The sequence below is a fragment of the Pseudomonas sp. LS44 genome, from assembly GCF_024730785.1.
Classification (GTDB): Bacteria; Pseudomonadota; Gammaproteobacteria; order Pseudomonadales; family Pseudomonadaceae; genus Aquipseudomonas.
Genome location: NZ_CP102830.1, coordinates 1,495,302 through 1,514,923, shown reverse-complemented (window position 1 = coordinate 1,514,923; position 19,622 = coordinate 1,495,302). Strand labels below are relative to the sequence as shown.

The 19,622-nt window shown below is 62.9% G+C and carries 17 protein-coding genes and 3 tRNA genes; 3 read left to right on the top strand and 17 right to left on the bottom strand.

The features are described from left to right. Positions 1-68 precede the first annotated feature (68 nt). The 3 genes from NVV93_RS06855 to NVV93_RS06845 form a co-directional block, all read right to left on the bottom strand. The gene (locus NVV93_RS06855) at positions 69-1,241 is read right to left on the bottom strand and encodes a CynX/NimT family MFS transporter (protein WP_258253683.1); all 1,173 of its coding nucleotides are present in this window, start codon (positions 1,239-1,241) and stop codon (positions 69-71) included. A 113-nt stretch (positions 1,242-1,354) separates the two neighbouring features. Continuing rightward, entirely contained in the window at positions 1,355-2,164 is an 810-nt protein-coding gene (locus NVV93_RS06850) for an SDR family oxidoreductase (protein WP_258253682.1), read from the bottom strand. 114 nt (positions 2,165-2,278) lie between these two features. Further along, positions 2,279-2,653: a DUF2784 domain-containing protein gene (locus NVV93_RS06845; protein ID WP_258253681.1), complete on the bottom strand. Its 375-nt coding sequence runs from the start codon at positions 2,651-2,653 to the stop codon at positions 2,279-2,281. A 157-nt stretch (positions 2,654-2,810) separates the two neighbouring features. Between NVV93_RS06845 and NVV93_RS06840 the strand changes: the two genes are divergently transcribed. After that, complete coding sequence (locus tag NVV93_RS06840) at positions 2,811-2,969, top strand: DUF3309 domain-containing protein (protein ID WP_258253680.1); 159 nt, start codon at positions 2,811-2,813, stop codon at positions 2,967-2,969. 64 nt (positions 2,970-3,033) lie between these two features. On the opposite strand, the gene NVV93_RS06835 is transcribed toward NVV93_RS06840, so the two are convergent. From NVV93_RS06835 to gspE, 12 genes are all read right to left on the bottom strand, one after another. Further along, positions 3,034-3,110: transfer RNA gene (locus NVV93_RS06835), tRNA-Asp, on the bottom strand. 98 nt (positions 3,111-3,208) lie between these two features. Next, positions 3,209-3,285: transfer RNA gene (locus NVV93_RS06830), tRNA-Asp, on the bottom strand. 31 nt (positions 3,286-3,316) lie between these two features. Next, positions 3,317-3,392: transfer RNA gene (locus tag NVV93_RS06825), tRNA-Val, on the bottom strand. 147 nt (positions 3,393-3,539) lie between these two features. Continuing rightward, on the bottom strand, positions 3,540-4,064 hold the full coding sequence (locus NVV93_RS06820) for a type II secretion system protein M (RefSeq protein WP_258253679.1): 525 nt from the start codon (positions 4,062-4,064) through the stop codon (positions 3,540-3,542). Beyond that, complete coding sequence (gspL, locus tag NVV93_RS06815; protein WP_258253678.1) at positions 4,065-5,207, bottom strand: type II secretion system protein GspL; 1,143 nt, start codon at positions 5,205-5,207, stop codon at positions 4,065-4,067. Next, positions 5,204-6,172, bottom strand: coding sequence for a type II secretion system minor pseudopilin GspK (gene gspK, locus NVV93_RS06810; RefSeq protein ID WP_258253677.1), 969 nt, complete (start codon positions 6,170-6,172; stop codon positions 5,204-5,206). The genes gspL and gspK overlap by 4 nt, the downstream gene beginning before the upstream one ends. Beyond that, entirely contained in the window at positions 6,169-6,867 is a 699-nt protein-coding gene (gene gspJ, locus NVV93_RS06805; RefSeq protein ID WP_258253676.1) for a type II secretion system minor pseudopilin GspJ, read from the bottom strand. Before gspJ ends, gspK begins: the two co-directional genes overlap by 4 nt. Then, positions 6,864-7,244, bottom strand: coding sequence for a type II secretion system minor pseudopilin GspI (gene gspI, locus NVV93_RS06800; protein ID WP_258253675.1), 381 nt, complete (start codon positions 7,242-7,244; stop codon positions 6,864-6,866). The genes gspJ and gspI overlap by 4 nt, the downstream gene beginning before the upstream one ends. Continuing rightward, a complete protein-coding gene (gene gspH, locus NVV93_RS06795) occupies positions 7,241-7,789 on the bottom strand; it encodes a type II secretion system minor pseudopilin GspH (protein ID WP_258253674.1) in 549 nt (182 codons plus the stop codon). The genes gspI and gspH overlap by 4 nt, the downstream gene beginning before the upstream one ends. Before the next feature lie 5 nt (positions 7,790-7,794). Continuing rightward, entirely contained in the window at positions 7,795-8,181 is a 387-nt protein-coding gene (gspG, locus tag NVV93_RS06790; protein WP_258254306.1) for a type II secretion system major pseudopilin GspG, read from the bottom strand. A gap of 43 nt (positions 8,182-8,224) precedes the next feature. Next, positions 8,225-9,442 carry a GspF family T2SS innner membrane protein variant XcpS gene (gene xcpS, locus NVV93_RS06785; RefSeq protein ID WP_258253673.1) on the bottom strand — a complete coding sequence of 406 codons (1,218 nt, stop codon included), beginning with the start codon at positions 9,440-9,442 and terminating at the stop codon, positions 8,225-8,227. Positions 9,443-9,455: 13 nt separating this feature from the next. Continuing rightward, positions 9,456-10,943, bottom strand: coding sequence for a type II secretion system ATPase GspE (gene gspE / locus NVV93_RS06780; protein ID WP_258253672.1), 1,488 nt, complete (start codon positions 10,941-10,943; stop codon positions 9,456-9,458). Between the two features lie 330 nt (positions 10,944-11,273). On the opposite strand from gspE, the gene NVV93_RS06775 reads away from it, so the two are divergent. Together NVV93_RS06775 and gspD are read left to right on the top strand one after the other, a co-directional pair. After that, on the top strand, positions 11,274-11,855 hold the full coding sequence (locus NVV93_RS06775; RefSeq protein ID WP_258253671.1) for a type II secretion system protein N: 582 nt from the start codon (positions 11,274-11,276) through the stop codon (positions 11,853-11,855). Between the two features lie 3 nt (positions 11,856-11,858). After that, positions 11,859-13,823 (top strand): type II secretion system secretin GspD, encoded by a 1,965-nt coding sequence (gene gspD / locus NVV93_RS06770; protein WP_258253670.1) that lies wholly within the window; start codon positions 11,859-11,861, stop codon positions 13,821-13,823. 64 nt (positions 13,824-13,887) lie between these two features. Here the strand turns inward: gspD and NVV93_RS06765 are convergent, their stop codons facing one another. Continuing rightward, entirely contained in the window at positions 13,888-16,632 is a 2,745-nt protein-coding gene (locus NVV93_RS06765; RefSeq protein WP_258253669.1) for a peroxidase family protein, read from the bottom strand. Positions 16,633-16,789: 157 nt separating this feature from the next. Continuing rightward, the gene (locus NVV93_RS06760) at positions 16,790-19,414 is read right to left on the bottom strand and encodes a LuxR C-terminal-related transcriptional regulator (RefSeq protein WP_258253668.1); all 2,625 of its coding nucleotides are present in this window, start codon (positions 19,412-19,414) and stop codon (positions 16,790-16,792) included. Positions 19,415-19,622 lie beyond the last annotated feature (208 nt).

Sequence of the window (19,622 nt, the reverse complement as noted above, 5' to 3'; positions counted from 1 at the left end):
CTTTCAAACCGCCGTGCCGTGCGACTTGCAGCCCTTAAGACGTAATTGAAGGAAAAACCTCGCAACACTCACGCCCGACCGATGGCAGCACTTTCTCCACGCGGGCGAAGGCGCCAGGCCAGCCAGCTCATGACCAGCGCGAGCACGCTAAGTACCATGAACGGCGCCTGATAATTGCCCGCCAGGTCGCGCCCTAAGCCTGACAGCACTGGAGCCGAGCTAGCCATGCTGTAACCGGCGAATAGCATCATCGCCGTCCAGCGACTGACCGCCAACGGCGTATGCACCTCGTACAACGGCAACACCAGCGACAACGCGAATGACCCACTGAGGCCGAAGCCCATCAGCACCGCCCACAACTCCGGAACGACTGTTGGGGCAAACGTGATCATTCCCAGACACAGGGTCGAGGTCAGCCCGCAGATCACCAACAGCTGATAGCGATTATCGAAGCGCTGCGCCAACCAGGGCAGGATGTACGCGCTCACCAGGCCAACCAGCATAAAGGTGCTGAACAGACCATTACTGTGCAGCAGGCTCAAGCCGCCCTCGTGATAACGCGCCACCAGCCAGGTGGTCAGGGCATAGAACAAGCCCGCCTGGATTGCGAAGAAAGCCGTGATCAGCCACGCCCGCGGCTCACGCCACGGTAAGCCGCCTGCGACCTCATGGGCATTTTCGCGCTGATTGGGTACGCCCAGCCAAAGCACAAACGCCAGCAGCGCCGGCAGCGCCCAAATCGCTAGACCCCACGCCCAGTCGTCGCTCAACAGCCGCGTAGCCGGAACCGTCAATACCGCGCCGGCGGCCCCGCCGAGCGTCATGCTGAACGAATACCAGCCGACCACGTGCCCGACGTGACCAACGAAATGGCGCTTGATGAACCCGGACAGCAGCGGCCCAGCCACCGCAATACCTATGCCGACCAGCGCCGAACTGCCGATCAGTATCGCGCTGTGATGCCCACCTACGCGCACCAGCAAGGCGCCGCCGATCAAGCCGAGACAAGCGAGGATGGTGCGCTCCAAGCCGAACCGCGCGGCCAGTCGCGGCGCCAACGGCGCGAGCAAGCCCATGCACAGCACGGGCAAAGCCGTACTCAGACTGATCAGCCCACGGCTCAGCGACAGCTCTTCAGCGATGCGTTCGATCAACGGGGCAAGTGAGGTGATGCCGGGGCGCAAATTAATCGCCGCCAGCATCAAGGCCAGCAAGAGCATGGCGCGGGACATGGGTTTCATGCGGTTCCAAATGCCGTCGTGGCCGTCGGGGCCGGGCCAGCCACCCTACCCCCCACCTCGCCATCGGGCAACCCCGAGCAGGGAAAAGCTGACTACCTGGACAGCAGTAAAACTCAGCCCTGCTTAGCCTTTGCGCGCATTTTTCCCGCCATATTGGCCATCTCGTCATACAGCGCTTGCGGATTTTTTTGCTTGAGCGCCCACGCCTCGCGCCCCATCTCGTGAGGCAGGATCATGAACGTCCCCTTGGCGACTTCCTGATAGATGTAGTCGGCAATTTCAGTCGCGCTGATAGGCGAGCCTTCGAGCAATTTGCCGATCTGGGATTTCATGCCGACATTGGGACCGTGGAATGAATCCAGCAGGTTGGTCTGGAAGAACGATGGACAAACCACATGGACGCCCACTTCCAGTTGCTTGAACTCGGCCAGCAAGCTTTCCGACAACGCCAGCACACCGGCCTTGGCGACGTTGTAATTGCTCATCGCCGGCCCCTGCATCAACGCAGCCATCGAGGCGATGTTGATGATCCGCCCCTTGCTGAGCTCGAGCAGTGGCAGGAAGGCTTTGCAGCCCTTGACCACCCCCATTAGGTTGATCCCGATCTGCCAGTCCCAGTCCTCCAACGTCAACTCTTCGAAGAAACCACCCGAGGCCACACCGGCATTGTTGACGATGATATCGACGCCGCCGAACTTCTGTTCGCACGCCTGGGCCAGGGCAGTCAGCTGGCTGTAGTCACGGACGTCGCAACGCTGGGTGAAACCATCACCGCCCGCCTCGTGAACCAATTGGAGGGTTTCCGCCAACCCCGCTTCGTTGACGTCGGCCAACGCCAGACGACTACCTTCGCGCGCCCAACGCAGGGCGATTTCCCTACCCAGGCCCGAACCGGCGCCGGTGATCATGATGCGATTTTGCATGTGCTTGCCTTCTGCCCGTTCGGGTTGTGCGGTTGAATAGGCGCAGTGTAGCGAAGGAAATATTCGTCCCCATCAACCATCAGATTGCTGAATGACCGAGACAAACCGCAACGATCAGCGCCTCATCGAGCGCCAGAGGTGGGCGTAGACCAGCCCATTGATCACGACAATCAACGCCCCCAGATACAGCTGAACCTGTGGGGTCAGGCCAGCGGGATAAATCAGCGGCAAGAGGTAATGGTCAACATAGCTACCAGGATAACCAGCCTCACCGGCAGCCCTGCGCAGGTGATTCTCCAAGGGCGTCAGCGGGCAGATCAGATGCAACGCTTCTACCGTCACACCCCAGAGCACAGCCGGTAAATGAAGCGCCAGCAGCCAGCGCCATTTGAGCACCAGCAGGCCGCCGCCGATAACGAAGAGAATGAATAGTCCATGCAGGACGACCACCGCATCGGCTGCTAGACGATACAACCAAGTCAATTCCATAAACCGCCTCCGACAAGGCTCTTTTACCCTCAGCCGGCCGCAATGTATGTATGAATTATTTTTTCAAGCGGCAGTCGGAACATTAAGCGCGGGGCATGAGCAATTTACCTGGCAGGCGCTGACCGAAACCCTCAGGCACTGAAAAAGGAGTCCCAACATGGGCCTAGGTACAATCCTGATAATCGTCCTGATCCTGCTGCTCATCGCCGGGTTGCCCGTCTTCCCCCATTCCCGCAGCTGGGGATATGGCCCTTCCGGCATTCTTGGCACCATTCTGGTGATCGTTCTGATTCTGGTATTGCTCGGAAGAATTTAGCGCCAGCCCAGAATTCAAGGCAAAAAAAAGCCCTCAGGTATTGCTACCTGAGGGCTTTTCTATATGGCGCAGCGGACGGGACTCGAACCCGCGACCCCCGGCGTGACAGGCCGGTATTCTAACCGACTGAACTACCGCTGCGTGTCGGTGGACTTGCGTCCAGTGGAACCCTTGCTTCATCTGGCAGAAAAACCCGGAGCTTTTCTACCTCATGCCGAGCAACCTCGACATGGAAAATATGGCGCAGCGGACGGGACTCGAACCCGCGACCCCCGGCGTGACAGGCCGGTATTCTAACCGACTGAACTACCGCTGCGCGTCGGCCGGACTTTCGTCCGATTCACAAGTGGTGGGTGATGACGGGATCGAACCGCCGACCCTCTGCTTGTAAGGCAGATGCTCTCCCGGCTGAGCTAATCACCCTCGTCTTGCGAGGCGCGCAATTTACGCAGGCGGTTGCGCTAAGTCAACTCCCTGTCTGGAGTTTTTCTTCCTCCAGAGAAAATACCCAAGGCCTTGGCGGGTGTTTTCCGCTCCAGCGACAGGCCTCGTTCGAACGCTTTCTCAAGCTCAGGAGCCAACCCGCAAGGTCAGGCGCGTCGACACACGGCCGTCAGCATTGCGATCCAGGCCTGCTTCGTCGATTCGCACGCCCTGACTTTCCAGTACGCCGAACCAGCGCAGCAGCTGCTCGAATGGTGCCGGCTGCAGACTGACCTGCAGCGCACCGTCGCCTTCGCTATCCAGACGCTCCACCGCCAAGCCTTCTTGTACGGCAGTGGTCGTCACCAGCCCTTGCAAGCGGGCCGGATCGAGGTGAACCACCGGCTTACCCTGGAGACTCCGCGCCAGCGGCGCCTGGCTCTGCAGATAAGCATGCAGTTCACGCTGTTGCTCGAAGTAGGCACGCGCCGCTGTGCGGTTCTGCTCAACTGGTCGCCAGACACCGAGATAAACCACTACCACCACTAGGAACAGCGCCAACCAACCCAGCGCCAGACGCTCGCGCGGCGCCAGAGCACGCCATTTATGCAGCAGCGGCGATTTCTCCAAAAATGCGCCCAGCGGCTTATTCAGACTCTGCAAATTATTCATTCAGCCTCCGATCACCAAACGCGCACTCACCCCGGATTCCTCACGACTCGCCGAGCCCAGCTGCACGCTCAAACCGGCGGCGATCAGATGCTCACGCAAGCGTTCCAACGTATCGAAGCCGGGAGCCTGGACTTGCAGGGCGAGATCGCCGCGGCTGTCGCTGAAATCCAGTTGCTGCACACGCACTTGGGCTCCCTCGGCCAGCAAGGCATCGCGGGCCTTGCCAAGCAGTCCGAGCAGGCGACCACTGCCGGCGCCACTGGCCTCGGCCAGATGCTGATCGAATTGCCGGCGCAGATTGACCATCTTGCTGTCTTCGGGAAACAGCTCCCGGTACAGGCTGGCACTGGCGGTCGCGTAACTGTCGCCCTGTTGGCGCAGATGCCAGGTCTGCGCCAGATTGAATCCCCACTGCAGGACCAGCCACAGCCCTACCAAACCGAGTAGCGGGCGCCAGCGCAACCATTCTGTGCGCGCCTCGCGCACCGCGAATTCGGCTTGCGCCAGATTGCATCCAACCGCCTGCTCGGCCAGCCAGGCGTGCGTATCGGCAACAGTTTGCAGCTCCTCGATTCCTTCTAGCGGCGCCTGCTCGACTGCCGCATGTGCCACTTGCGGATGCGGACAGAGCGCGGCGAGTGCCTGCCAGTCCTCATCGGCAGCCAAGGCCATGCGCGCACCGACTTCACCACCGAGCAGCCAACGACCGTCCAGCCAGCACAGCTGCGTGCCCTCACCTGGCAGCAGATCGGCATCGACCTGAATCATCGTCGGGCGGTTATCGCCACACAGGCCAAGCCAGCTGACCAGCCAATTGCGGCGTACCGCGATGACCCGGTGTCGCCCGTCTGGCAAGCGTTCGCCAATTGCCAAATGAAACTGCTCGACATCTTCGGCCAGCAACTCTTCGACCGCGAACGGCAGGGCCTGGCGCAACCAGCGGGCCTTCTGCGTCGGCAGTTGCACGACACAGGCGGTGATCGCCTCGACCGGAACAACCAGGCGCCAGGGCCCGGCGAGGTGCGCTAGCGCGGTGGCGAAGCGCTCGCGGCGAACCACCCCGTCCTGCACCAGGTGCACGGTCAGCTCCTCACTTATCTCTATGCAGGCGTCCGGCGGCAAAAATACGCAAGTCTGGATCATTTCTTTTCCTCTTCTACCGGCTTCACCGGCAATCCCGACTGGCCCAGATCCCGGGCCAGTACGCGCATGCGTCCATCGCTACTGCGTTTGATGCGACTGACCAACACTTGGCGATGCTCATCGATGCTGACCTCGCTGATAACCTGAAAATATTGGCTACCCACGGCGAGGCCCTGCCCGGTCAAACCCACTCCGGCAAGGGCGGGTTGACCGAGAAACTCGTCAATATTGCGAAAGCCCTCACGGCCGCGCGCCGCCACCAGGCTTTCCGCCATGCCCAGTGAAACACCGTTAGCCAGACTAGCCAGGACCATGGCGCTGGCGGTATTGACGTTCAACTTGGCATCGTCGGGCAAGGCGCTGACGTAAGGCTGCAGGCGGAGGAAATCCGCTTCGTTCATATCCACCAGCAAACGCAGTTCGGAAACATCCATCAGTGGCCGATTGGCCGCACGATACGGTGGCTGGAGCAACAGGTATTGATTGTCTTCCGCGCCGTTTTCGCCGCTGGGCTCCTGATTCTGGTCCAACCAATCCTGCAAGCGCTCGGCGTAAGGACGTTCGATTTCCAGCAGTAGCAGCAGGCGACGAAAACGCGCCACTGCCTGCTGATTGACCTGTCGCTGCTGCACCAGGCTGTTGAGATTGAAGCGTCCGCTGAGATCCTCGATGCGCAGACGCAGCTCGCCCCCGTCCAGGGGAAAGGTTGCCAGCGGTCGAGCCCAGGCTTCGCCGAGGTAATCCACCGGCTGCCGGGGATCGCCCTGACGCAAATCGCGCTGCAATATCGACTTGGCCAGCAATTCGCCGCCTTGCGCGTATTGCCAGGCCTGCCGGACGCTGAGCAGATTGGCGCTGCTGCGGATGCTCAGCTGCTCGCGAGCGATCAAGCCGGCGCACACCACGGTGACTATCGCCACCACCAGCAGAACGGTAATTAGCGCGACCCCGCGCTGCCGCCTCATGGACTGGGCTCTGCGGGCACGTCGGACTCAGTTGGCGCTTCGGGCTCGCCCGGCTCTTCGCCGGTAGCCGCTTGTTCTTCGGGCTCGGCCGTATCAGGCAGCCGCAGCACGCGCCGCAACGTGCCATAGCGACGGTGTTCGAGAGTCATCTCCACCGCCCTGGGCAACAACTGCAGGGATTCTTCACTCGCCCCCCGATCGGCTGGCCAGCTGTCGATCCACTGACCCTCGTCATCGAGATAGCGCAAGGAAAAATGCATAACGCCGTCGAGCACTTGTTGAACTTGTGGCTGGCTGTCTTGGGCCTGATCGAGGACCAGCCAGTAGCGGCGCTGCCATTGCTCGCCGCTCAGCTGCCAGCGCACGCGCTGCAGACGCGAGCGCACCGCTCCGGTCGGGTTGCGCCAGCCGCTGCGAGTCAATTCGATGGCTGGTTTATCGCCGCCTTCGCCCTCCAGCGCTGAACGGGGTTCGCCATAGGCGTCGCGCACCGGGCGTGCCAGCACCTGCAGGACGTCACGCTCGAACGCGGCGATGCCACGGGTCAGCTCGCGCAGCTGACGCTCCTGTTCGCGCGTCGCGGCATCGGTGCGCAACACGCTATCGAGCATGCGATAGGTGGCGAGAGCCAGAACGGCGAATATCGCGATCGCGACCAACAACTCAAGCAGCGTAAAACCAGCGGATCGCTTCATGGCTCGGTTCCGACAAAGCCGGACATGCTCAACACCGCGCGCTCCTCGATGCGATCCCGGGCTTCACCGGGGGCAACCCAGACGGTCACGCGGTGCATCTCCGGCTCGCTGGTCCGCTCGACCAATTGCAGCCATTGCCAATGCCGTCCGGCGAAATCCAACTGCCCCTGAGATCGACCAGCGGCCGGCGGTGTGTCCGCCAGTTGCAGCTCGGTAAGCTGATTGTCGGCAATCCACATGGCCATGGTTTTGTCTTCCAGGCGCGTGGCGGTCTGCAGACTATGCGCGCTGGCGGTCAGCACGCTGGCCGCGACCACGGCGAAAATCGCCAGGGCCACCAGCACTTCCAGCAAGGTAAAACCGCGTGCGTATTTCAACCGGCACGCCCCGGAACCGCCACGGCTTCCACTTTCGGCAGGCTAAAGCCATCACTCGCCATTTGTAGACGCACGCCATCCTTGCGCCGCTCGCCGAGACGCAGGCGGAAGGGGCTGAGTTCGCCACTGGAGAGAATCAGCAGCTGCGGAACGCTGTCGGCGGCGGGTTTCTTTTCGTCATCCTCGCCCTTGGCAACCAAACCGGGCAGCGCCAAGGCTTGGCCTTCGAGTTCGAAGCTCAACTCGGCCCACTCGGGCAGTTGGTAGACTTTTTTCCCGGTCAACGGCCGCCATTTGCCGCTGCTCTCCTCAAAGCGCAGAACCTCGTAGGCACTCGAACTCAGGCGTAGGCCGAACTCGCGGTTATCCAGCACCGCCTCATCGGATAACAGCCCGATCAGGCCAGCCAGGCGCTCGGCCTCGTTGTTGAGTGCGCGTGCGGGACCGGCGATACCGGAGCTGAACACCGCGAGGCCGACCAGGCTGCCGATGATCACCAGGACCACCAGCAGCTCGATCAAGGTGAAGCCGGCCGCGCGACGCATACGGGTTAGAGATCCCAGCTGCCGATGTCGGCATCCAGATCGCTACCGCCTTCCTTGCCGTCCGCACCCAGCGAATACAAATCGAACGGTCCCTTGGCGCCCGGCGCCAAGTATTGATAGGTGTTACCCCACGGATCGACCGGCAAGCGCTTGAGATAGCCGTCTTTGTTCCAGTTTTTCGCCGGCGGGTTGCCTGAGGGTTTCTTCACCAAGGCCTCAAGACCCTGCTGGGTAGTTGGGTAGACATGGTTATCGAGCTTGTACATATCCAGCGCCGCACTGACCGCCTTGATATCGCCCTTGGCGACGGTGACCTTGGCTTGATCCGGACGGCTCATTACCTGCGGCACCACCAGTGCGGCGAGAATCCCGAGGATGACCACCACCACCATGATTTCGATCAGCGTAAAGCCGCTCTGACGTCGTTTCACGTATTTACCCCACCAGTTGATTGAGAGACAGAATCGGCAACAGGATGGCCAGCACGATGACCAGCACCACGGCACCCATGAACACCAGCATGAAGGGCTCGAACAGGCCGACCAGCAGCGCCACCTGGGCACCCAAATCGTTCTCCTGATTGCGCGCGGTGCGCGCGAGCATTTGGTCGAGTTCGCCCGAGCGTTCGCCGCTGGCGATCATGTGCAGCATCATCGGCGGAAACTGACCGCTGGACTCCAGCGCGCGGGTGAGACTGCCACCTTCCCGAACCTTTTGCGCCACGACTACCACGTCGGCGCGGATAACCCGATTACCGATCACTTCGGCAGCGATGCCCAGCGCATCGACCAGCGGCACACCACTTTGCGTGAGGATCGCCAAGGTCGAGGCAAAGCGCGCGCAATCGGTAGCGCGCATCAGCCGGCCAACCAATGGGATGCGCAGTAGGAACGCATGCCAGCGCAAGCGCATGCCCTCTTCGCGCAACGCCCGGCGTAGACCGACCACCACAGCGATGGTGCCGATGATGATCAGCCAGCCCCAGCCCTTGACCAGTTCGCTGACGGCGATCAACCCGCGGGTGAGCGCTGGCAAGGTTTGTCCGGAGTCAACGAAGACTCGCACCACGTCGGGCACTACATAACCGAGCAGGAAGCCGACGATCAGCAGTGAAGTGACCATCAAAATCAGCGGATAAAGCAGCGCCAGCTGGATTTTCTGCCGCGATTGCTGGCGCTGCTCGGTGTAATCCGCCAGTTGCTCGAGCACCGGCCCGAGATGGCCGGCGTGCTCGCCGGCGGCCACGGTGGCGCGGTACAGATCCGGAAAAGCGCTGGGGAACTCCTTAAGGCTGGCCGCCAGACTATGCCCTTCCAGGACCCGGGCGCGCACCGCCAGGAGCATCGACTGAATGCGCGGCGCACTGGCTTGCGCCGCCGCGGCACGCAGCGCCTCCTCGATCGGCAACGCGGCCTGCACCAAGGTCGCCAGCTGGCGGGTCAACAGGGCCAGATCACGCGCAGACAGCCCGCGATTGAAGCGCAACCCGCCTTCATTGCCGGCCTGATCGCGGTTTTGCGAAGTCTTCACCTCAAGCGGCGCCAATTGCCGCTCGCGCAACAACTGGCGCACCTGACGGGCGCTGTCGGCTTCCAGCACGCCTTTTTGCTGACGCCCGTTGGCGTCGAGAGCGAGATATTCGAAGGCTGCCATTGGATTCAGTCGCTCACTCTTCGCGAGTCACGCGTAACACTTCCTCGAGGGTAGTCACCCCTTCGAGCACCTTGCGCCGACCATCCTCGCGGATACTCGAGCCCAGGCTCCGCGCGTGGCGGGTCATGTCCTGCTCCGACGCCGCGTTGTGCACCAGGGTGCGCATATGGTCATCGAAGACCACCAGCTCATAAATGCCGGTGCGCCCGCGATAACCCTGCTGGTTACAGTGCGCGCAGCCGCGCGCACGATGGATCAGCACCTGACCAGTGGCTTCGACGCCGAGCAGCCGGCACGCCGCCTCATCCGCCGGGGTGGCTTCCTTGCACTGTGGGCACAACACGCGCACCAAGCGCTGCGCCAATACGCCGAGCAACGAGGAGGACAGCAGGAACGGCTCGATGCCCATATCCACCAGGCGGGTGATCGCGCCTATCGCGCTGTTGGTGTGCAGGGTGGACAGCACCAGGTGGCCGGTGAGCGAGGCCTGGACGGCGATTTCCGCCGTCTCCCGATCGCGAATCTCGCCGACCATCACCACATCCGGATCCTGTCGCAGGATGGCCCGCAGACCGCGGGCGAAGGTCATGTCGACCTTGGTGTTCACCTGCGTTTGGCCAATGCCCTCGAGGTGATATTCGATGGGGTCCTCGACGGTGAGGATGTTGCGGGTGCGGTCATTGAGACTGACCAGGCTGGCATACAGCGTGGTGGTTTTCCCCGAACCGGTGGGACCAGTGACCAGCAGGATGCCGTGCGGTTTGCGCACCGTCTCTTCCATCAGGTCGCGATCCCGCGCGCTCATGCCCAGGTGTTGCAGCGACAGGCGACCGGCCTGTTTGTCGAGCAGACGCAGAACCACCCGTTCCCCATTGGCCGATGGCAAGGTGGAGACGCGGATATCCACCTCACGGCCGCCCACCCGCAGGGAAATGCGTCCGTCCTGAGGGATGCGCTTCTCGGCGATGTCCAGCCGCGCCATGACCTTGATCCGCGAGACCAGCAGTGCCGCCAGTTCACGCTTAGGTTCCAGCACTTCGCGGAGAATGCCGTCGACGCGAAAGCGCACCACCAGGCGTTTCTCGAAGGTTTCCAAATGGATGTCGGAAGCGTTTTCCTTGATGGCTTCACCGAGGATGGCGTTGATCAAGCGAATGATCGGCGCATCGTCCTCTTGCTCCAGCAAGTCTTCAGTTTCCGGAATTTGCTCGGCCAGGGCGGCGAGATCGAGGCTGCCACCGATGTCCTCGGCCAGTTGCATGGAGGCGGAGTCATGCTGATAGGCGTTGGCCATCGCCTGCTCGAAGGCTTCGCCCGACAGTTGACGTAGCGGCAAGCGCACGCCGGCAAAGCGCTGGGCTTCGGCCAGGGCGGTCAAATCGACCGCCGCACGATGGCCCAGGCAGGGCTGACCGGACTCGGTCAGCAGAACCACACCATGACGTTTGGCGAAGCTGAAGGGCAATCGGCGCAATGGCACCTGGGATAGCAGAACATTCATGCGAGCGACCTTCAAAGGGTAACCGTGGCAGGTTGTCATCTAGGTTTGACAGCCGTGCGAACCGATCCCACATTTTTTTGTTGTTATGTTTTTAGCCGCTGTTTAGAGCGGCGCAGGACGATATCTTTATCACAACGACCGGCATCGTACACCCCACCCGAATTTTGACTTGCTCGTCGCAGTTGAGTGGCTGTTATGATCCTCGCTGGCCTCAATTCCCCCCTATAACAAGAAAACGCCATGGAGTGACGCCTTTTGGCCAGCCCCGCATCCCCGCTCTGGTTGCAGCGACACGCCCCGACTGTGGTCGGTGCAGCACTGATACTCGCCATGAGCATCAGTTTGGCTTGGCAAACAGCCGGCTGGATACGCCTACTGCGCGCCCCCGTGCAGGTTTCCAGCAACACCCCGCAGACAGCCCTTACGCCCCCTGCGCTCGAACGCCTGGCACCGCTGTTCGGCCCCAGCCCGACCAGCGACACGACTGCACCCCCGTCCACCAATCTACGCCTGACCCTGCTCGGCAGCTTCGTCAATGCCGACCCCAAGCGCTCCAGCGCCATCATCCAACGCGATGGCAGCAAGCCACAGCGCTACAACGTAGGTATCGAGGTCGATCAAGGCGTACGCCTGCACGCGGTCTACCGCGATCGGGTTGAACTGGAGCGCAACGGTCGCCTGGAGACCCTGCCCTTCCCCACTCGCACATCCAACGGCAACAACCCCAGCGTTGCCGTCCCAGCTCTGGCTCCGAGAGAAAATTCGGCCGACCAACTCTCCGAATTGCAGGACGAAGACCTCCAGCAACTGCGTGAACGCATGAACGCATTGCGTCAACAGATGGAAGCAGCCGGGACCTTACCGTCTGATCAAGAATCTGCCCCCACCGAACCGCCTACGGAAAGCGAGTGAACGATGCTCACCCCTCTATCGCGCCTGACTTTCGCCTTGCTCGCCGCCGGCCTGTTGACCACGCCGCTGGCCAGCAGCGCCGCCATCACACCAGCCACACCGGCCACCAACGCCAGCCAGCAGGAAGAGCGCTGGACCATCAACCTCAAGAATGCCGATATCCGCGAATTCATCGATCAGGTCGCCGAAATTACCGGTGAAACCTTCATCGTCGACCCGCGCGTCAAGGGCCAGGTCAGCGTGATATCCAAGGCACCGCTGTCCCTCACCGAGGTCTATCAGCTCTTCCTCTCGGTCATGGCTACTCACGGGTTCAGCGTGCTGACCCAGGGCGGTCAGGCGCGCATCGTGCCAAATGCCGAGGCCAAAGCCGAAGCCGGCGGTGGCCGGTCCGGCGCAGGTGCCATGGAAACCCGCCTGATCCAGGTGCAGCACACCCCGGTGACTGAGCTCATCCCGCTGATCCGCCCGCTGGTACCGCAATACGGTCACCTCGCCGCGGTAACGACCGCGAACGCACTGATCATCAGCGACCGCAGCGCCAATATCGCCCGTATCGAAACCCTGATCCGGCAACTGGATCAGAAGAGCGATCACGACTACAGCGTGGTCAACCTGCAGTACGCCTGGGTGATGGACGCCGCCGAAACCCTCAATAGTTCCATGGCCCGGGGCCAGGCCAAAGGCACCAGCGGCACCCAGGTGATCGCCGATGTCCGCACCAACCGCCTGATCCTGATCGGCCCACCCGCGGCGCGGCAGAAGCTCGCGGCGCTGGCACAGTCGCTCGACACTCCGACCACCCGCTCGACCAATACCCGGGTCATCCGCCTGCGGCATAACGATGCGAAGGCCCTGGCCGCCACCCTCGGCGAGATCTCCGAAGGACTCAAGGCGCCGGAAGGCGCCGAGGGCGCCGGTGGTGGCAAACCGCAGAACCTGCTGATCCGCGCTGATGAAAGCCTCAATGCCCTGGTGCTGCTGGCCGAGCCGGATACTGTGGCAACCCTCGAGGACATCGTGCGCCAGCTCGACGTGCCGCGCGCCCAGGTGATGGTCGAGGCGGCCATCGTCGAGGTTTCCGGCGATATCTCCGATGCCCTCGGCGTGCAGTGGGCAGTGGATGCCCGCGGCAATACCGGCGGCCTCGGCGGGGTGAATTTCGCCAATACCGGACTATCGATCGGCTCCGTACTGCAAGCCATCCAGGACGACCGCAACGACGTCGACAACCCTACCCTGAGCAACCTGCCCGACGGCGCCATCATCGGCATCGGCACCGACAGTTTCGGCGCGCTGATCACCGCGCTGTCGGCCAACAGCAAGAGCAATCTGCTGTCCACCCCGAGCCTGCTGACCCTGGACAACCAGAAGGCGGAAATCCTCGTCGGCCAGAACGTGCCGTTCCAGACCGGCTCCTACACCACCACCGCCGATGGCGCCAACAACCCCTTCACCACCATCGAACGCCAGGACATCGGCGTTACCCTGAAGGTCACTCCACACATCAACGAAGGCGCCACCTTGCGCCTGGAGATCGAACAGGAAATCTCCTCCATCGCGCCCAGCGCCAGCCTCACCGCCCAGGCGGTGGACCTGATCACCAACAAGCGCTCGATCAAGAGCACCATCCTCGCCGAGGACGGCCAGGTGGTGGTGCTCGGCGGCCTGATTCAGGACGACGTCACGCAGACCGACTCGAAGATCCCCCTGCTCGGCGATATTCCCCTGCTCGGCCGCCTGTTCCGCTCGACCAAGGAAACCCACGTCAAACGCAACCTGATGGTGTTCCTGCGCCCCAGCGTGATCCGCGATGGCGCAGGCCTGGCCGCGCTGTCGGGCAAGAAGTACAGCGATATCCGCGTGCTCGACGGGCAGGACGACAAGCGTCCGAGCATCCTACCGACCAATCCGGCACAGCTGTTCGATGGCCAGGGCACGCCGGCGGTCGACCTGCGCCGCCCCTGACGCGGGCACCACGCCCAACAAAAAGCCCCGGCAGATACCGGGGCTTTTTGTTATTGCGGGTTGGTTACTTGTCTTCGTGACGCTGGTGCTTGAAGAACACCCCGGAGTCGCCGAACTGCGAGGCGATGAAGTTGGAGGTCAGCTCAATCTCACCAATCTTCGTCGCATTGCTGCGGCGCTGCTTGGCATAGCTCGTGTTGAGCGAGGGGATGATCGAGGTCTTGATCTCCATCGCGGTGGCGTACACGTCGTAGACCTTGGTACCGCTCTTCAGAGTCAGCAGATCCTGGCGGAAGTCGTGCGGCGTGGAGACAAAACGCGAACGCAGTTCGGCACGCGGCACGAAGTAGACCTGGGTCGGCGCCTTCGCGCTGGCCACCGCGGCGCCGCTCTGCGTGACCTTGGCCATGTCGTCCAGGCGCAGCAGGGTCGGCTTGCTGCTCACCGCGGAGAACAGCACGGTGGTGCCCAGGGTCTCGTTGGCTTCCGGCGATACATAGCTGGACAGCTCATTGGTGAAGAAGTTGTAGTTCGTGCCCTGCCCCGACAGGGTGTACAACGCGGACACGTTCTGCGATGGCTTGCCATCGACGAAGGCCTTCCAGGCCAGGCCCGGCGCGAAACCGCGATCGGCCGGGTCGCCGGTGACCGACAGGCGCAGCAAGCCGCTGTCGGCACCGGTGAACAGCCCGGTGTAGCCGTTGTTGGCCACCGGCACGAACTTGGCCTTGGCCATCACGCCATGGGCATGGATCGGCTTCTCGTAGCCCACCGGCGCCACGTCGGTGCGCTCCTCCACCTTCTTCCAGAGGATTGAGCCGATCAGGCCGCCCACGTCCACCGGCACCAGCGGCGGCAGTTGCTCCAGGCTGAACTGAGTGCGCATGGCGCCGTTGATCCAGAGGTTGTCCAGCTTGCCGACCCGCGGCCAGCTCTCGTAGTCGGCGGGAATGTTCAGGCCCCAGGGCTTGAAGGCGTTCTCCACGCCGACCAGGCTGGAACTCAGCTCCGGGTTATGCCGTTGGAGCACGTCGACCATGGTGGTGTGCTCGACCCAGTCGATACCCTCCTGGGTGTACACCTCCGGACGGTAGTCCTTGGTATAGAAGCGGTCGGCCATCAGGCGCCGCGAGGCGTTCATGATGAAGATCTGGAACGCCGTCTCGCCGAAGGCGAAGCCTTCTGGGCGCACGGTTTCGGCCAGTTGCCCGACCAGGGTGTCGATCTGCTCGATGTCGTTGCCGTACAGGCGCTTGAGCTGCGCCAGGGTGGCGGCGTCCGTGGTCAGATCCTCGAACTTGGTGATCGGGCTGAGGCCGATCTGCCGGCGGAACTCGTTGTAGCGTGGCACGCCGCGCTCGCGATCGCGCAGCACGTCGATCGCTGCCAGGTCGATGTTGCCGACCAGCGGCATGGACAGGTTGCGCAGGAAGTTGGGGTAGTTGTTGAGGGTCAGCGAGCCTGGGTTGGTGATCCCGAAGGAATACCACAGACGCTCCGGACGCTCGTCGGCCAGCAGGTTCTCGGCGTCGCGGTCACGAGTGTCCAGCATCGGCACCGAGCGCGACACGATGTTCGAGCCGATGTCGTAAATGTCGACCTTGTCGCGCAGCAGCGGGTGCATGCGGTACACCGCGACGAACTCCTCGGTGAGGCTGAAGGGCACTCCGTAGTTGTTCGGCGCGGTGGTGCCGACGATGCCGCCCAGCGCATGATCGAGGGCGGTGTTGCCGAACCCATCGGCCATGCTCGGGTCGAAGCCGAGGATGCGCTTGACGAAGGAGTCGGACTTGGCCAGATCCTCCTGCAGCATGCGCACTTCGGCCTGGTAGTCGTCACGCGGGCCGCCTTGGCCCAGCAGGCCCCACCAGTTGGCGTACATCGCCCGCTCGGTGACCGGGTTGGCGATCACCGCCGGGGTCCACTCCACGGTGTGGATCTTGGCCATCAGCGCCGAGTTGACCAGCCGGGCGTGGTCGTACAGCCACTGATCGTCCTTTTCCGGGTACTTCGCCTTGAGCTTGGTGGCGATGGCGTTGTGCTCGAGGGTGAACAGTTGGTGCAGCATGCTCAGGCCCACCCACCAGTTCTCGTTGATGCCGGTGATCGACTTGCCGCTGAGCAGTTCGGTCGGCAGGCGGTTGTCACTGCCCACCTTGAGCTTGCCGTCAACGAAGGAACGCACCTTGTCGCTGACCTCCCTGCTGCTGCCGTAGATCTGCGAGCCATCCCACCAGTGGGTGTTGTGGTTGCGGTAGGTCTGCGGCATGCCGGTATCGGCGCCGGCGCGGGTGGGGTCAGGCTGGGTGCGCTTGACCGACATGCTGCCCGAGCCCAGGGCATCGCCCGGCGGCAACGGGAACTGGATCGGGTCGGCATCGCCATTCGGACCGTGGTCGAACCAGTCATGGGTCATGAACTGGATCCAGGACGCGGCGATGAAGTTGAGACTCGGCGCCGGCTTGAACTCACCCCGCGCCATCACGCTGTTGCTGACATCCCGCGGGTTGGGAGTGAGCAGCGTGGCGGTCTCGCCGTGGGTCACCGCCGTATCGACGTTACGCCCGAAGCGTCGCAGCGCCGAGCCTTCGGCCGGGTTCTCGAGAATGTTGCAGGTGCCGTCCTCGGTGCGTGCGGTGTGGCTGCGCGCGTCGCAGGTGATGTTGGCGTTGTAGCGGGCGTAGTCCTCGACATCGAAGAGGTTGTTCTCGAACAACGACTGGCGTTCGACGGCTAGCACCAGCAGCCCTGAGACAACGCCCAGCGTTCCCAGCTTGGTCAAAGCTGGCCAGGTTACCCAAACAGACATGGCTTTATCTCCCACTTGTTCTTGTTGTGCGCACGAATCGCGCGCCGGATGAAGCCGGCACCGTCGAGCTTAGGGAGATAGGCCGGCCCCTCCCCCCTTCCCAGGGAGGGGGTGGGGTCAATCAGCGGTAAACAAACGTGATGCAGCTGGCAATCGCCTAGTTCTGCGGACGCACGCGAAGAATCGCCTCGGTGCGGTTGGTCACCTCCAGCTTCGCGTAGATGTTCTTCAGGTGCCACTTGGTGGTCGACAGCGCCGTGCCGCTCCTGGCGCTGATCTCGGTATTCGACAGACCCTGCAGCAGGTAGTCGAGAATCTGCGCCTCCTTGCCCGTCAGCAGGCTGGAGAGGTCGGCCGTCTCGGACAGGGGGGGCGCCTCGGGCGCGCAGAACTCGGCGTAGAACTGCCGGTAGCGCTCCGGCAACGCCAGCCGTCCCGACTGCACCAGAGCGGCGACCAGGGCACCGAATCCTGGCGCCTCGTCGAACACCGAACAGGTGATGTTGAGCAGCCCGTATTCCTCGACCAACTGCGCCAGCTCGGCCAGTTGCGCCTGCCGGTCCTGCCCCTGGCTACCGAGCACCAGCAGATTGGCATCGACGATCAGGGCCCGCGCGCGCATCTCGCTCTGCCGCAAGGACGCCGCCAGCACCTTGAGGATGCGCCCGGCGCGCACCTGAGCGCCGCGTGCCAGCAGCCAGTACACCACCGCCAGACCGTAGCGCTCCCAGCACTCGTCATGCTCGCGCAGCCGGTCCCAGTGCCCCTCCTCCAGACGCCGATCGAGCTGGTAGTGGCGGGCCAGGCTCTCCAGCTGGCGGTGGTTCCCGCTGACATACGCCTGGCGCAGCCGCTCCTGCACCAGCTGGCTGGCGAAACGCTCGTAGTTGCCCAACTGCAGGATGCCGGCCAGTTGCTCGAGCAGACGCTCGGCGCGCATCTGCAGCTTCCGGCGGTGCAGCAGGCGCGCCAGGGTGAGGTAGACCGTGGCGATGGCCTCGGTCGCCGAGGAAGAGTTGACCCGGGCGATCAGGTCTTCGCACAGCTGCTGCGCCGCGGCGAACTGGCTCTGCTCGTAGAGCACCACCACCATGCCGGTGGCGCGGTTGACCCAGGCCGGACTGGAGCTCTCGGTGCGCTCATAATCGCTGCGCACATCCTTGCGCGCCACGGTCGCCCGGCAGGCATTGTTGTTGCACAGCGCGATGATCAGGTCAGCGTAGCTCTCCAGGAACACATGCCCGGTCTGCACCAACAGCACCTTGGCCCGCACGGCGAAGCGGATCGACTGGTCGAGGCGACCGCCCAGCAGGTGGTGATAGGCGATGACGGTCAACACCCGCGCCCGCGTGCCCGGCGCTACGCCGGGCTCGAGCAGTTGCTCCCAATCCGGGGCGAGGCGGAAATCCTTGTCGTGCTGAAACAACTCCAGGTTCAGCACCAGGTACTGCAGACTCGCCGGCTCGATGGCCGCCGACGCGAGACCGGCGTCGAGGAGTTCGAGGTAATAGCGGGCCTGGTGGAAGCGCCGCGACAGGATCAGGGCCGCGATCAGCGCCTGCAACATGCGCCCGCTGCCCAGCAATTGCGTCTCGGGCAGCGGCGCCACCCATTTGAGCACTTCACCGAACTGCCCGTTGCGCACCCACTGCTCGCAGCAACATTCCAGCATGTCCTGCCACAAGGCCGGTTCGCCACTGCGCCGCGCATGCTGCAAGGCCTGCTCGTGATCACCCTGCTCCTGGTAGTAGCCCGCTGCGCGGCAGTGCAGTTCGGCGAGGCGTTGCCGACCTTCGATCGCCAGGCGGCTGCCGAGGAAGTCATGGAGCAAGGCGTGATAGCGGAACCAGCCGGGCTGGCCGTCCACCGGCAGCATGAACAGTTGCCGGGCCGCCAGATCCTCCAGCAGCAAGGCCGAGCCCTGGCGCTGGAACACCCGATCGCAAAGCTCGCCATTGAATTTCTCGAAGATCGCGCTGCCCAGGAAAAAATCACGTAGCACCGGCGTCAACTGCTCAAGCACCACATGACCGAAGTAATCAACGATCTCCGGCTGAGTGCCATCGAAGCGCTCCAAGGCGCCCGTGCCGAAGCGCGCATAGGCAAGCAGTGCGACCTTGACCCCGGCCACCCAGCCTTCGGTCATCGCCAGCAGATCGGCGACATAGCCCTCGCTCAGCGCGGGGCCACCCAGATCGGCGTTCAGCGCCTGGATCTGCGCCGCCGACAGACGCAGGTCGTGCTGCTCGATGCACAGCAAGGCGTTGTCCAACTTGAAACGGCTCAGCGAAAAACCCGGATGATTGCGACTGGAGATCACTACCCGCACCGAAGGCGGCAAGCCCCGCAGCGCCGCGGCGAGGACCTCGAGGATGAGCGGCGCGTCGAGGTGCTGGAAGTCATCGAACACCAGGCACAAGCCACCCTCGACCCGCCCCAGAGCTTCGGCCAGGTACTCGCCCATGACGACCGGGGAATGGGCGATCTCGGCCCCCAGGGGATTGAACCAGGAGAGGTCGAAATCTGCGACCTTTGTGCGAATGGCCTCGAGCAGCCGGCGAAAGAAACGCAGCGGCTCGTTGTCGCGGGCCTGCAGCGTGTAGTACAGGGTCCGGCGACGCCTTGGGCGACTCAGCCAGTGAGCCAGCAAGGTGGACTTGCCGGAACCGGCCGGGGCCATGATCAGGGTCAGGGGGAAATCTTCGCTGCGGTCCAGTAACTCGAGCAGGTCATCGCGGATGACGCCCGTAGGAAGCACCGCACACCGAGGCTGGCGGTCCATGCATGAGTACCTGTCAGGCTTTTTATTGTTGTTGTGTACTAACAGGCCGTTTCAATGCAGATCGGCACTACAAGTCGACTGCTCCGGGCCTGTTCACGGTTGCCAGCGGAATAGTAATGCCGGGGATCCAGGGCTTCTAGCGCCCCGTGTCACGCTTTCCAGTCGAAACTCGAAAGGCAGCGCTCAACCACCCGAAAGTTCGGGAACA

Coding starts and splice junctions, on each gene's coding strand:
- gspJ (WP_258253676.1), bottom strand. CDS start 6,867: ATGAAGCGATCCGCTGGTTTTACGCTGCTTGAGTTGTTGGTCGCGATC.
- gspG (WP_258254306.1), bottom strand. CDS start 8,181: ATGGTGGTGGTGGTCATCCTCGGGATTCTCGCCGCACTGGTGGTGCCG.
- NVV93_RS06845 (WP_258253681.1), bottom strand. CDS start 2,653: ATGGAATTGACTTGGTTGTATCGTCTAGCAGCCGATGCGGTGGTCGTC.
- NVV93_RS06855 (WP_258253683.1), bottom strand. CDS start 1,241: ATGAAACCCATGTCCCGCGCCATGCTCTTGCTGGCCTTGATGCTGGCG.
- NVV93_RS06840 (WP_258253680.1), top strand. CDS start 2,811: ATGGGCCTAGGTACAATCCTGATAATCGTCCTGATCCTGCTGCTCATC.
- gspL (WP_258253678.1), bottom strand. CDS start 5,207: ATGATCCAGACTTGCGTATTTTTGCCGCCGGACGCCTGCATAGAGATA.
- NVV93_RS06775 (WP_258253671.1), top strand. CDS start 11,274: ATGAGCATCAGTTTGGCTTGGCAAACAGCCGGCTGGATACGCCTACTG.
- NVV93_RS06850 (WP_258253682.1), bottom strand. CDS start 2,164: ATGCAAAATCGCATCATGATCACCGGCGCCGGTTCGGGCCTGGGTAGG.
- xcpS (WP_258253673.1), bottom strand. CDS start 9,442: ATGGCAGCCTTCGAATATCTCGCTCTCGACGCCAACGGGCGTCAGCAA.
- NVV93_RS06765 (WP_258253669.1), bottom strand. CDS start 16,632: ATGTCTGTTTGGGTAACCTGGCCAGCTTTGACCAAGCTGGGAACGCTG.
- NVV93_RS06820 (WP_258253679.1), bottom strand. CDS start 4,064: ATGAATAATTTGCAGAGTCTGAATAAGCCGCTGGGCGCATTTTTGGAG.
- gspK (WP_258253677.1), bottom strand. CDS start 6,172: ATGAGGCGGCAGCGCGGGGTCGCGCTAATTACCGTTCTGCTGGTGGTG.
- gspE (WP_258253672.1), bottom strand. CDS start 10,943: ATGAATGTTCTGCTATCCCAGGTGCCATTGCGCCGATTGCCCTTCAGC.
- gspD (WP_258253670.1), top strand. CDS start 11,859: ATGCTCACCCCTCTATCGCGCCTGACTTTCGCCTTGCTCGCCGCCGGC.
- NVV93_RS06760 (WP_258253668.1), bottom strand. CDS start 19,414: ATGGACCGCCAGCCTCGGTGTGCGGTGCTTCCTACGGGCGTCATCCGC.
- gspH (WP_258253674.1), bottom strand. CDS start 7,789: ATGCGTCGCGCGGCCGGCTTCACCTTGATCGAGCTGCTGGTGGTCCTG.